We start from the raw sequence: 12,396 nt of genomic DNA on the forward strand, positions 1-12,396 counted from the left end.
GTCACTGAAACGCGCGCAGGAGAGCTGCGCGATCATCCATGAAAAGGACGGCGCGACACATGGCAGGATTCCTATCCAAGCTGCTCACCCTCGGCGAGGGAAAGCAGATGAAAAGCTACGAGGCCACAGCGCAGAAGATCAACGGCCTAGAGACCGAGATGCAGGCCAAAAGCGACGAGGAGCTGCGTGCCCTCACAGCGGCGTTCCGCGAGCGCGCCGATGCTGGCGAGGATCTGAAAAGCCTGTTGCCTGAGGCCTTCGCTGCGGTGCGCGAGGCATCGGTGCGCACGCTCGGGATGCGCCACTTCGATGTACAGCTCATCGGCGGTATGGCTTTGAACGACGGTCAGATCGCCGAGATGAAGACCGGCGAGGGCAAGACGCTTGTGTCTACGCTGGCCGGTTACTTGAACGCCGTTTCCGGCAATAACGTGCATATCGTCACGGTGAACGACTACCTGGCGAAGCGCGACAGCGAGTGGATGGGCCAGATATACCGCTTCCTCGGCATGGAGGTGGGCCTTATTCAGAACGGCATGCGCCTCGACAAGAAGAAGCCCGCGTACGCGGCCGCCGTCACCTACGGCACGAACTCGGAGTTTGGCTTCGACTACCTGCGCGACAACATGGTCACGCGCGCCGAGGCCCGCGTGCAGCGCGGTCACCATTTCGCTATCGTCGACGAGGTCGACTCCATCCTTATCGACGAGGCCCGCACGCCCCTTATCATCTCGGGTGCCGGTACCCAGGCCGCCGAGACGTACAACAAGTTCGCCCGCGTCATGGTGGGCATCACACCTGAAGTCGACTTCGACATGGACGAGGCCAAGAAGACCATCAACGCCACCGAGAGCGGCTTGGAGAAGATCGAGGCGATGCTCGGCATCGACGACATCTATGCCGATCCGTCCGGCCAGTTGGCGAACCACTTGCAGCAGGCGCTGAAAGCGCAGTTCCTGTTCCATCGCGATGTGGATTACGTCGTGGTGGGCGGAGAGGTGAAGATCGTCGACGAGTTCACCGGTCGCCTCATGGAGGGCCGTCGCTACTCCGAGGGCTTGCACCAGGCGCTCGAGGCCAAAGAGCGCGTGCTCGTGCGCGAGGAGAACCAGACGCTGGCTACCATCACGCTGCAGAACTACTTCCGCCTCTACGAGAAGCTCTCCGGCATGACCGGCACGGCCATGACCGAGGATGCCGAGTTCCGCCAGATCTACAAGCTGCCCGTTGTGGCCATCCCGCCGAACCGCCCCGTGGCGCGTAAGGACGAGGACGATCTGATCTACCGCTCCGTCGAGGCTAAGTTCAATGCGGTAGCCGACGACGTGGCTGAGCGCTATGCGGCAGGGCAGCCGTGCCTTATCGGCACGGTGTCCATCGAAAGCTCCGAGAAGCTCTCGCGCCTGCTGGACAAGCGCGGCATACGCCATGAGACGCTGAATGCGAAGAACCACGAGCGCGAGGCCCATATCATCGCGCAAGCGGGCCGTGTGGGCGCCGTGACCATCGCCACCAACATGGCCGGCCGTGGTACCGACATCCTGCTGGGCGGCAACCCCGAGGTGTTGGCCGACGATGCCCTGTGCGCCAAGGGCTTTGATCCCGAGCGCCGGGTGGACGACGTAATCGAAGAGGGCGACGAGGTCGCGGCCCCCGCACCCACCGATGAGCAGCGTGCAGAGGCGCTCGTCGAGGCCAAGGCGGTGTGCGTCCAAGAACACGACCAAGTGATCGCCGCCGGAGGCCTGTGCGTTGTCGGCACCGAGCGCCATGAGTCGCGCCGTATCGACAACCAGTTGCGCGGCCGTGCCGGCCGCCAGGGCGATCCGGGTACCACGCAGTTCTACCTGTCGCTCGAAGACGACCTCATGCGCCTGTTCGGCGGCAATCGTATGGACACCATCGGCCGCATGATGGAGAAGACCGACATGCCCGAGGACATGCCCATTCAAGCGGGTATGGTGTCCAAGGCCATCGAAGGTGCCCAGCGCCAAGTGGAGAGCATGCACTTTGCCGCCCGTAAGAACGTGCTTGAGTACGACGACGTCATGAACCTGCAGCGTGCAGCTATCTACGGCGAGCGCAATGCCATCCTGGACGGCAAGGATATGGCCGAGCGCATTCCCGAGATCATCGAGGAGGCGGCCGAGGCCGTCGTGTCCGGGAACTGTCCCGACAAGGTGCCCAGCGACGACTGGGATGCTAGGGCGGTGGATCTCTGGACCGCGAACATGACGGGCCGCGAGGGCTTCAAGGCAGAAGGCGTCGACCACGAAGACGACCCCGAGGTGTTGGCCGAGGCGCTGGAAGAATACCTGGAAGGGGTATACAAGGAAAAGACGGAGCTTCTGGGAGAACCGGTCATGAAGACGCTCGAAGCCCAGGTCATGCTTCGCATCATCGACACTCGCTGGATGGCTCACCTCCAGGAGATGGATTACCTGAAGGCCGGTATCGGCCTGCGCGCGTTCGGCCAGCGCGATCCGCTGGTGGAGTACAAGAACGAGGCGTACAACGCGTTCCAGAGCCTGACCTCCTCCATGTACGAGGACTACCTGCGCACGCTTCTGCGCTTGCAGGTGGCCGTGCAGGAGCAGAAGCCCGAGTTGGCGGAAGGGACGAGTCCGCTCGACGGCAAGGTGAGTTATTCTTCTCCCGAGTCGGCGCTCGAAGAGACGGGCGTGGCTGCCGCACGTCGCGCTTCCGCAGCCCAGGCACCGGCCGGGCAGCTTGCCTCACCGCCGCCGAAGCCCGCCGCTGCCAAGCCCCAGACGTTCGAGAAGGACAAGGACGACCCCTTCGCCGACGTGGGCCGCAACGACCCGTGCCCGTGCGGCTCGGGCCTCAAGTACAAGAAATGCCACGGCAAGAACGCATAGGCGAAGTATGGCTGATATAAGCGAAAAAGATATCGAGCAGATGGCCCGGCGTATCGAGGATGCGCACGGCTTTCTGCATATTGACTCCTTGGCGACCGAGTTGGCGAAGCTCGACGACGAGATAGCCTCGCCCGGCTTCTGGGATGATGCATCCCATGCCCAGAGCGTGTCCAAGCAGGCCAGCAACGTGCGCGAGACCATACGCGAGTACGACGAGGCAGCGGCGCTTTTGGAGGATGCCCGTGCGGCCCTCGAGCTTGCTGGTGAGGACGAGGCGTTCGCAGCCGAGGCTGACGATGCGTTTGACCGGCTTGCCGGTATGCTCGATGGGTTGGAGATAGCTTCATGGTTCTCCGGGCGCTTCGACGGCGGTGACGCTATCCTTACCGTGAACCCCGGCTCCGGCGGCCTCGAAGCCCGGGACTGGACGGAGATGCTCTATCGCATGTATGCGCGCTACGCCGAGAACAAAGGTTGGAAGGTCACCGTTCTCGATCTGGTGCCAGGCGAAGGCATCGGCTTGGATAAGGCGACGATCCAGGTGGAGGGCCGCAACGCCTTCGGCATGCTGAAAAGCGAGAGCGGCGTGCACCGTCTGGTGCGCATCTCGCCGACCGACGACAAGAAGCGTCGCCACACCACGTTCGCCGGTGTGGAGGTGCTGCCCGTGCTGCCCGATGACATCGAGGTGGACCTGAGCCTCTCCGACGTGCGCGTGGATGTGTACCGTTCCAGCGGCCCGGGCGGGCAGTGCGTGAATACGACCGACTCGGCCGTGCGCTTGACGCACCTGCCGACGGGCCTGGTGGTAACCTGCCAAAACGAGAAGTCGCAGTTGCAGAACAAGGAAGCCGCTTTCCGCGTGCTGCGCGCTAAGCTCTACGAGCTTGAGGAGCAAAAGCGCCTGGCGGAATTGGACGAATTGCGTGGCGACCGCATGGACAACTCGTTCGGCAGCCAGATTCGCAACTACGTGCTGTATCCTTATCAGATGGTGAAGGACGTCCGTAGCGGCATCGAGACGGGTAATGTGGATGCCGTGCTCGACGGCGAACTGGAGCAATTCGTGATCGGCTACCATAAGTGGCGCGTATCCTAATGATCGGTTTCGACCATCCTTCGGATGATCGAAATGCTCGATGCTGCGAGCTTTGCGCACACTCCGTCGTCGCGCGATCTCGGAAACCCGCGTACCGAAGCACGCCTCGTTTCCGAGGTGCCACGAATTTGGAGCACGAGAGAGCCTCTTGCTGGCTGACGGGCGCCAACCGATGATTTGCTGCGGGGAGAGCATCAAACTACCGTAAACTGTTTTTTTGTTTGGATGATCGAGCGGGGAAGGACGAGCAATGACCGAGCTTGAACGGCGCGCTAACGAGATGCGCATCGATATCGTGCGCATGATCGCGGAGGCGGGCAGCGGACATCCGGGTGGATCGCTCTCGAGCGCCGACATCCTGACGGCGCTGTATTTCGGCGGCGTGCTGAAGCACGATCCGGAAAACCCGCAGGATGCGTCGCGCGACCGCTTCATCCTGGCGAAAGGCCATGCGGCACCGGCCCTGTACGCCGTGCTTGCACAGGCAGGCTATTTCCCGCGCGAAGAGCTGCTCTCCTTGCGCAAGCTAGGCAGTCGGCTGCAAGGCCATCCCGATTCGAACCAGCTTCCCGGCGTGGAGGTGTCCACCGGCTCGCTGGGCCAAGGGCTCTCTATTGCGGCGGGCGCCGCAGCGGGCCTGGTGCTCGAAGGGGGAGACCAGGCCGTGTTCGCGTTGCTGGGCGACGGCGAATGCCAGGAAGGCCAGGTGTGGGAAGCTGCTATGTTTGCGGCGCACCGCCGTCTGGACAACCTGGTGGCTATCGTTGACCGCAACGGCTTGCAGATCGACGGCTGCACAGCCGATGTCTGCGATCCTGGCGACTTGGGCGCGAAGTTCGCGGCTTTCGGCTGGGACGTGCACGAGGTCGACGGCCATGACGTCTCGGCCCTTGTCCGGGCGCTTGCCGAGGCTAAGGCCGACCGTACGGGCAAACCGCACGCGCTCATTGCTCATACGGTCAAAGGCAAGGGTGTGTCATTCATGGAAAACGAGGCGGGCTGGCATGGCAAGGCGCCGAATGCCGATCAGCTGACGTGCGCGCTCTCCGAACTGGAAGGCGCTCAGGGGAAGGAGGACGTCCGTGGTTAAGCTCGCAGACGAGGTTCAGGCCCAACAGAAGAAGGCCACGCGTGCCGCCTACGGCGCGACGCTGGCAGAACTTGCAGGCGAGGGCGTACCGGTCGTGGCGGTGGATGCCGACCTTACCGGGTCGACTACGACGAAGAAGCTGGCTGACGCCGGCTATGCCGACCGCTTGTTCAACTGCGGCATCGCCGAGCAGAACATGATCGACGTGGCGGCGGGCCTTGCTATCACGGGGCACGTGGCCTATACGGGCTCGTTCGCCGTGTTTGGCACGGGGCGCGTGTACGACCAGATCCGCAATACGGTGTGCTACAGCAACCTGGACGTGAAGATCGCGCCGACGCATGCGGGCATCTCGGTCGGCCCCGACGGCGGCAGCCATCAGATGCTCGAGGATATCTCGCTTATGCGCGGACTTCCGAACATGCGCGTGCTTGTCCCGGCCGACTATGCTTCGGCCCGCGCAGCCCTGCGCCTAGCCGCCGCCACGCCAGGTCCGGTATACGTGCGCATGGGCCGTGCCTCGGTTCCCTGCGTGTACGCCGACGACGTGGATTTGGAGATCGGGCGCGCCTACGTGTTGCGTGAAGGCGCCGATGCCACGATCGTGGCTTGCGGCGTCGAGGTCGAGCAGGCGCTCAAAGCTGCTGACATGCTGGCTGCCGAGGGTATTTCCGTCGAGGTGATCGATGCTTTCTCCGTCAAGCCGCTCGACGAGGACACCATCGTGGCCTCCGTGGCCAAGACTGGGTGCGTCGTGGTGGCCGAGGAGCACAGCGTGCTGGGCGGCCTCGGGTCCGCTGTGGCCGAGACGCTTGCACGCAAGCACCCTGCGCGCGCCGAGTTCGTGGGCATGCGCGATACGTTCGGCAAGTCGGGCGAGTTCGAGGAGCTGCTCGACTACTTCAACATGGGTGCCGCGGCGATTGTCGAAGCTGTGAAGACGGTTATGGCGGCGAAGCTTCTCTGATAAGATTCAACCGTCTCAGTACATCACTATTCGAACGGAGCATTCTGTGACGAACGATATCAGCCAAGGGGGTCCTGCGCGTCCGGTTGGTCGCACCGGCGCCCGCGCGGCTCACTCCCGACAGGCGACGTCGCAGCTTTCTGCGTCGCTGCCCGTGCTGGAGGTCGACGACATCCCCCAGCAAACGGGCACGCCGGTCATCACGTTTGACCACGTGTCGAAGGTCTATCCTGCGCAGCCGAACAAGCCGGCGCTTGCCGACATATCCCTGCAGATCTACGCAGGCGAATTCATCTTTCTCGTGGGCCATTCGGGCTCGGGTAAGTCCACGTTCATTCGCATGCTTATCCGCGAAATCAAGCCCTCCCAGGGCAATATCTACGTGGCGGATGAAGACCTGAGCACCATGCGCAACTGGCGCGTGCCGTATCTGCGCCGCAACATCGGCTGCGTGTTTCAGGACTTCAAGCTGCTGCCGAACAAGACGGTGTTCGAGAACGTGGCGTTCGCGCTCGAGGTTATCGGCAAGAGCCGCCACGTCATCAAAACGCAGGTGCCCGAGGTTTTGCGTCTTGTGGGCTTGCAGGACAAGCTGAACAAGCGCCCCGATCAGCTCTCTGGTGGCGAGCAGCAGCGCGTGTCCATCGCACGCGCCATCGTGAACCGCCCGCCGCTTCTGGTGTGCGACGAGCCTACCGGCAACCTTGATCCGCAGACGTCGCGTGGCATTATGGATTTGCTCGAGCGCATCAACCGTACGGGTACGACGGTGCTCGTAGCCACACACGACCGCGAGATGGTCGACAACATGCGCCGGCGCGTTATCGCGCTGGACCGCGGTCACCTGACCCGCGACCAAGATCGGGGGGTGTACGGTTTCGATGTCTAGTTTCGCTTATTTCATCAAGGAATCCCTGAGGGGATTTGCGCGCAACCTGTCCACGGCGCTGGGTTCCATCGTCACGATCTTCCTGTCGCTTCTGATCATCGGCATCTTCTTTGTCGGCGGTATCGTGGTGGAGAGGGTTGTGTCTTCTATCGAGAACGAGGTTTCCATCGCGGTATTCCTCGCCGACGATGCGCCCGAGTCCGATATCCAGACGCTTGAGAACTACATCAAAGGTTTGGATGGAGTGGCTTCGGTCGGATTCACCACCAAGGAGCAGGCACTCGACAACTTCCGCAACTCCATGACCTCGAACCCCGAGATCATTGATTCGCTCGACGGGCAGAACCCACTGCCGGCCTCTATCGACGTGGAACTCTCAGACCCCCAGCTGGTCGAGCAGGTTGCCTCGTCCATTCGCGAGAACACGACGTTCCAGAAGATCTACGGCTACAATACGGCGGCCGAGTCGCTCAAGTACGGCCAACAGACGGTTCAGAAACTGTTCGACCTGACGAGTGCCGTGCGCTATGTCGGCATTGCGCTTATCGCACTACTTATCTTCATCGCCATGGTGTTTATCAACAACACCATCCGCTTGGCTATTCTGGCGCGTCGCAAGGAGATCGCCATTATGCGTCTTGTGGGTGCATCGAACGGCTTTATCCGCGGGCCCTTCCTGATGGAAGGCGCACTGCACGCTATTATCGGCTCGCTTCTGGCGGTGGGTATGCTGGAGCTTCTGCGCAACCTTGCGCTGCCGAAGCTGCAAAGCGCTCTTCAGTTCCTGCCGCTGCAGCTCGACTTGAACTCGTTTCTGATGATCTACGCCGCATTGATACTGGCGGGTCTTATCATCGGCCTGTTCGGCTCTGCTTTGGCTATGCGCCGTTACCTGAAGGTGTAGGGGGAGGAACTCGTCGGTCTTCATGATGAAGCACGGAGATAATATTTCGGTTGCGGCGTCCGCGCGTAAAATGCGGGCCCGCAACTTGCGTTTGATGCGCAGCTTGGCGTTCGTCGTCTGCGTATGCGTTGCGTTTTCGGTGGGGTTCTTCTTGCGCGGCAACGATGCGCTGTTGGAATCGATTGGATTCTCGCCGTTGACCGACGGTGGGGCGCCTGCGCCCGGTACGGCATCCTTGAAGGATAAGGACACGTACAACTCGCTTTCCATGCGCATGTCGGAAGTCGAGGACATCATCAAGGAAGACAGCCTCGACTCCTACGATTTGGATGCGGCGACCATGAGCGTCATGGGCGCCCTGGCCGATACCACCGAGGACAACTACCTGCGCTACTACGATCCGGCGCGCTATGCTTCGCTCATGCACGAAAGCTCCGGCACCTATGCCGGTATCGGGGTTCTGTTCTCCGAGTTCAACGGGCGGGCCTATGCGGTCGATGTGTTCGATGGCTCGGTCGCCCAGGTTGCCGGTGTTCGCCAGGGAGATTATGTGGTGGCCATCGACGGCGACCGTGGGCAGAAATGGTCGACGAGCGAGGTTACGACATCGCTCGACCGCAACGAAGGCGACACCGTCGTGGTTACCTGGCGTCGTCCGGCTACGCTCGAAGCCGAGGGCGGCGACGAGTTTACCACGACGCTCACCTGTTCGAAGTACGATGTGAAGAACGTGACGAGCGACCTTTCCGATACGGTGGGCTATATCAAAGTCAAGCAGCTTACCCAGAACTCTTCGGGATTGGTAAAGCAGGCGATTGCCGACCTCGCTTCGCGAGGGGCCTTGTCCTACGTGCTGGACCTGCGCGACAACCCGGGCGGCTACCTGACGCAGGCGGTCGACATGGCCAGCCTGTTCGTGAAGAGCGGCACTATCGTGCAGATCCAGACGAAAGACGGCAAGAATGCGAAGTCGGCTACGGGCAATGTGGCTACCGACAAGCCTCTTGTGGTGCTGGTGAACGAGAATACGGCTGCGGCTGCCGAAGTGCTCGCCGCAGCCCTCCAGGAGAGCCAGCGCAGCACGCTGGTGGGCACCACGACGCTGGGCAAGGGGTCGGTGCAGGTGACGCGTGACCTGAGCTTCGGCGGGGCGCTGCGCTATACGGCTGCCTACTACTTGAGTCCGCAAGGTCGCGATATCAACGGCGTGGGTATCGTGCCGAACGTGACCGTTGGCCTCTCCGGCGATGCATCCCGCGACAACCAGAAAAGCCTGGCTTTGGAAACCGCCCAGTCCCTCGTGCGGGAATAGCGCCATGGCTCGCTCGCGGACGCATACGCGTCGGCATCCCCGTAGCAACCCGCGCGGCATCCTGTCGGTGCGCGGGGGCGGGTTTGGGTTCGTGCAAACGGATGCGGGAGCGTATTTTATACCTGAGTCGAAAATGGCGGGCGCTTTCGACGGCGATTTGGTAGAGGTGGCACCCCTGCCTCCGGCCGGAGCGAAGGGCAAGCAGCCCCATCAAGCGGGGCAGGGTAAGGTGCGTGCCTGCGACCAGCCGGCGGCGCGTATCGTGCGCGTGGTCGATCGTGCCCACGACACGCTTCTGGGCCGCTATGAGGTGGCCGAGCCTTTCGGCGTGGTCGTCCCCGAGGACCCGCGTATTCCCTATGATATCTTCACCATGCGCGCCGATCATCCGGACGTTTTAGACGGCTCTATCGTGCGTGTGCGCATCACGACGTTTCCCAGTCGCAATACCGCAGCAACCGGCGTGGTCGAGGAAGTCGTCAGTGCGGCGGGCGACGAGGACAGAGGCGTAGATCTCATCGTAGCGCGCCATAAGCTTGAGACCGAGTTTTCCGCAGGCGCGCTTGCCGAGGCGCACGCGGCGGTACTCGATGAGGAAGGCGCGCTGGAGGCGGGGTATCGCGATCTGCGAGGGCGCTTCGCACTGACCATCGACCCTGCCGACGCCCGCGACTTCGACGATGCGCTGTCGTTGGAGCGTGTTTCTGCCGATGGCTCCCAGCAGGCCGAGGACATACCTTTGGACGTTCGCGTAGTGGATGGGCGAGGCATCAAGGCGGCGGCGTGGCGGCTCGGGGTGCATATTGCGGACGTCTCATATTATGTGCCCTGGAATTCTTCACTTGACCTGGACGCGCGGCGGCGTGCTACCAGTGTGTACCTGGTCGATCGGGTTATTCCGATGCTGCCCGACGAGCTGTCGGGCGATCTGTGCTCGCTTCGTCCCGACGAGGTGCGCCGCACCATGACGGCCGACCTGTACCTGGACGAGGGCGCCCGGTTGGTGGGCTATGCTCTCTATCCAGCGCTTATCAAGTCGAATGCGCGATTGTCCTACGAGGAGGCGCAGGCGCTGCTTGAGGGGACCGAGGGCGACGCCTCTCTCGTCGGGCGACTCGAGGCCCTCTCGCACCTTGCCAAGCTGCGAGCTGCTGCTCGCCAAACAGCGGGAGGGCTTGATTTCGACACCGTCGAAGCCAAGGTCCGGCTGGACGCGGACGGGCATCCGACCGGCATCGACCTTCGGCAGAAAACCGACGCTACCTCGCTTATCGAGGAGGCTATGATCCTGGCGAACGAGACGGTGGCTCGGCACCTGCGTGCGGCGAAGTTCCCCGGTATCTTCCGGGTGCACGACAAGCCTTCTGCCGACAGCCTGGCGGCGCTGGTGCCGGTGTTTCAGGAATTTTCCTGGTTCAAGGATATCGACCAGAACCGGTTGGTAGCAGGAGACCCCTCTGCATTGGCCCAGGCGCTCGAGTACAGTCGCGGTCGCGCGGAAGGTGAGTTGGTGGCCACGCTTCTGCTGCGGGCTATGAAGCGGGCGGTGTACAGCCGGGACTGCGAGCCTCATTATGGGCTTGCAAGTGGGGCCTATACGCATTTTACTTCGCCTATCAGGAGGTATCCCGACCTGGTAGTCCACCGGATGCTGAAAGCCCACCTGATGCGACGTCCGGAGAAGTTCGACCAAGAGGTTGCGGCGCTGCCGTGGATAGCCGAGCATGCATCGAGCATGGAGCGGGTTGCTGAGAAGGCGGCCCGGGAGTCGCAGGAGCTCAAAATGGTCGAGTATATGGAAACTGAGGTGGGGTGTGCGTTCTCGTCGGTCGTATCGGGGGTGGCTACCTACGGCGTGTACGTCCGCTTGGACAATACGGCTGAGGGACTTGTTCCGCTGAGGTGCCTCGGGGCCGAGTATTTCTCCTATGATCCCGTGCTGCACCGGTTGACCGGGCAGGACACGGGCGTGGTCTATCGATTGGGGCAACGTCTGCCGGTGGTGCTGACGGCGGCAGACCCGCGCAGCGTCCGCCTTGATTTTCGTCCCGTGCGCGTGGGGCATTGAAACAGGTTCTCGTCGGAAGATTCCAGGTGATCGCGTGGGGCGCATAAGGGATAGGGCGAATCGGGTTGAATATGCGGAAGGATACCGTGGTTTCCCGCATAGCGAGCGTCATGCTTGATCCTGAGGGGCTGCAGCGGCCGTTCGCCGTGGCTGCTTCGTGTGCGCGAACAGAGGGCGCCGCTCAGTCGGGCCCCTGTTCGGGCTCGCCTTCCCCTTCGTCCTCGCATGACCATTTACTTTGATAGTCTAATTAAATGCGGTATGATGCGAAGCCACTATGAAAACGCAGGCAAGGGCGAGAGGTGCAGAGATGGATGCAAGGGTTCCGGCTGACGGGTCTGCTTATAGTGCGGCAGGCGAAGGCTCGCATGGCAATCGGATCGAACACGCTGCCGCAGGCGCTGTCCCGATTGCACTCCAGCGTGTTGAAGGCCGCACGTATGGCGGCGAGACGGCATTGCAGCGGCGGATGCAGCTAGACGACCTGCTGTCCAGTACGTTCAACTCCATTTTGCGCATCGAAGAGCGCTCGTTGGACAATCGCCTTACCCAGGGCCTTACTATTACCGAGGTCCACACTATTGTGGCCGTGGGGTTGCACGAGTGCAATCCCATGAACGTGGTGGCTGCGCGTCTGAATGTGACGCTGGCAACGTTCACTACGGCGGTGGCCAAACTGGTGGACAAGGGATTCATCGAGCGCACGCGCTCGGCCGACGACCGCCGCAAGGTTTTGGTGTCGCTGACCAAGAAGGGCCGCCAAGTGCTGCGAGCCCACAACCTGTTTCATCATCAGATGATCGACGAGGCGCTCGCAGGGCTGACTGAGGAAGAAGAGCAGGTATTCGCCAACGCCCTTGCGAAGGTGAAGTCGTTTTTTGACGCGCAGGAATAGCGATGAGCCAAGCGGTCTGTCTTGTGCCACCGTGCGACGCCGCTTGTCTTCCACTGCGTGCACGAGGGCTTCCTGCTTCCTCCTCAAGATGTTTCACGTGAAACATTTGTTCGTTTATGGATAGATGCCGTACTTCGTGCGCCTGAGAATTCCGAGCGTGGCACAGAGCGGTGCCGCGCAGTGCGTCTCTTACGTGCAACCTCTTACGTGCAAGGCGGGATCCCCCGCGCAGAAATTGCCGCGCAGAAATCGTGGAGGGACTTGCATTCGATTTCCTCTCCCCATAGTATTGT

9 protein-coding genes are annotated in these 12,396 nt (G+C 61.9%); all 9 read left to right on the top strand.

Annotation, left to right across the window (positions count from 1 at the left end):
- The first annotated feature begins 59 nt into the window (after positions 1–59).
- Positions 60–2,879, top strand: coding sequence for a preprotein translocase subunit SecA (secA, locus tag RR842_RS04205; protein ID WP_332723933.1), 2,820 nt, complete (start codon positions 60–62; stop codon positions 2,877–2,879).
- Between the two features lie 7 nt (positions 2,880–2,886).
- Positions 2,887–3,978 carry a peptide chain release factor 2 gene (gene prfB / locus RR842_RS04210; RefSeq protein WP_332522062.1) on the top strand — a complete coding sequence of 364 codons (1,092 nt, stop codon included), beginning with the start codon at positions 2,887–2,889 and terminating at the stop codon, positions 3,976–3,978.
- A gap of 250 nt (positions 3,979–4,228) precedes the next feature.
- On the top strand, positions 4,229–5,068 hold the full coding sequence (locus RR842_RS04215; protein WP_332729074.1) for a transketolase: 840 nt from the start codon (positions 4,229–4,231) through the stop codon (positions 5,066–5,068).
- A complete protein-coding gene (locus RR842_RS04220) occupies positions 5,061–6,035 on the top strand; it encodes a transketolase C-terminal domain-containing protein (protein ID WP_332512148.1) in 975 nt (324 codons plus the stop codon). The genes RR842_RS04215 and RR842_RS04220 overlap by 8 nt, the downstream gene beginning before the upstream one ends.
- Before the next feature lie 46 nt (positions 6,036–6,081).
- Positions 6,082–6,924 (top strand): cell division ATP-binding protein FtsE, encoded by an 843-nt coding sequence (gene ftsE, locus RR842_RS04225; RefSeq protein ID WP_332512147.1) that lies wholly within the window; start codon positions 6,082–6,084, stop codon positions 6,922–6,924.
- Positions 6,917–7,828 carry a permease-like cell division protein FtsX gene (ftsX, locus tag RR842_RS04230; protein WP_332729075.1) on the top strand — a complete coding sequence of 304 codons (912 nt, stop codon included), beginning with the start codon at positions 6,917–6,919 and terminating at the stop codon, positions 7,826–7,828. Before ftsE ends, ftsX begins: the two co-directional genes overlap by 8 nt.
- Before the next feature lie 22 nt (positions 7,829–7,850).
- Entirely contained in the window at positions 7,851–9,140 is a 1,290-nt protein-coding gene (locus tag RR842_RS04235) for a S41 family peptidase (RefSeq protein WP_332521043.1), read from the top strand.
- A gap of 4 nt (positions 9,141–9,144) precedes the next feature.
- Positions 9,145–11,208: a VacB/RNase II family 3'-5' exoribonuclease gene (locus tag RR842_RS04240; RefSeq protein ID WP_332729076.1), complete on the top strand. Its 2,064-nt coding sequence runs from the start codon at positions 9,145–9,147 to the stop codon at positions 11,206–11,208.
- 469 nt (positions 11,209–11,677) lie between these two features.
- A complete protein-coding gene (locus RR842_RS04245; RefSeq protein WP_332512162.1) occupies positions 11,678–12,103 on the top strand; it encodes a MarR family transcriptional regulator in 426 nt (141 codons plus the stop codon).
- Positions 12,104–12,396: the final 293 nt, after the last annotated feature.

It is taken from the genome of Gordonibacter sp. (assembly GCF_036667095.1).
In the GTDB taxonomy this organism is placed as follows: Bacteria; Actinomycetota; Coriobacteriia; order Coriobacteriales; family Eggerthellaceae; genus Gordonibacter.

Excerpts from the sequence above, each read along its gene's own strand:
- RR842_RS04245 (WP_332512162.1), top strand. The coding sequence starts at position 11,678 with ATGCAGCTAGACGACCTGCTGTCCAGTACGTTCAACTCCATTTTGCGC.
- ftsX (WP_332729075.1), top strand. The coding sequence starts at position 6,917 with ATGTCTAGTTTCGCTTATTTCATCAAGGAATCCCTGAGGGGATTTGCG.
- secA (WP_332723933.1), top strand. The coding sequence starts at position 60 with ATGGCAGGATTCCTATCCAAGCTGCTCACCCTCGGCGAGGGAAAGCAG.
- RR842_RS04215 (WP_332729074.1), top strand. The coding sequence starts at position 4,229 with ATGACCGAGCTTGAACGGCGCGCTAACGAGATGCGCATCGATATCGTG.
- RR842_RS04240 (WP_332729076.1), top strand. The coding sequence starts at position 9,145 with ATGGCTCGCTCGCGGACGCATACGCGTCGGCATCCCCGTAGCAACCCG.
- RR842_RS04235 (WP_332521043.1), top strand. The coding sequence starts at position 7,851 with ATGATGAAGCACGGAGATAATATTTCGGTTGCGGCGTCCGCGCGTAAA.
- prfB (WP_332522062.1), top strand. The coding sequence starts at position 2,887 with ATGGCTGATATAAGCGAAAAAGATATCGAGCAGATGGCCCGGCGTATC.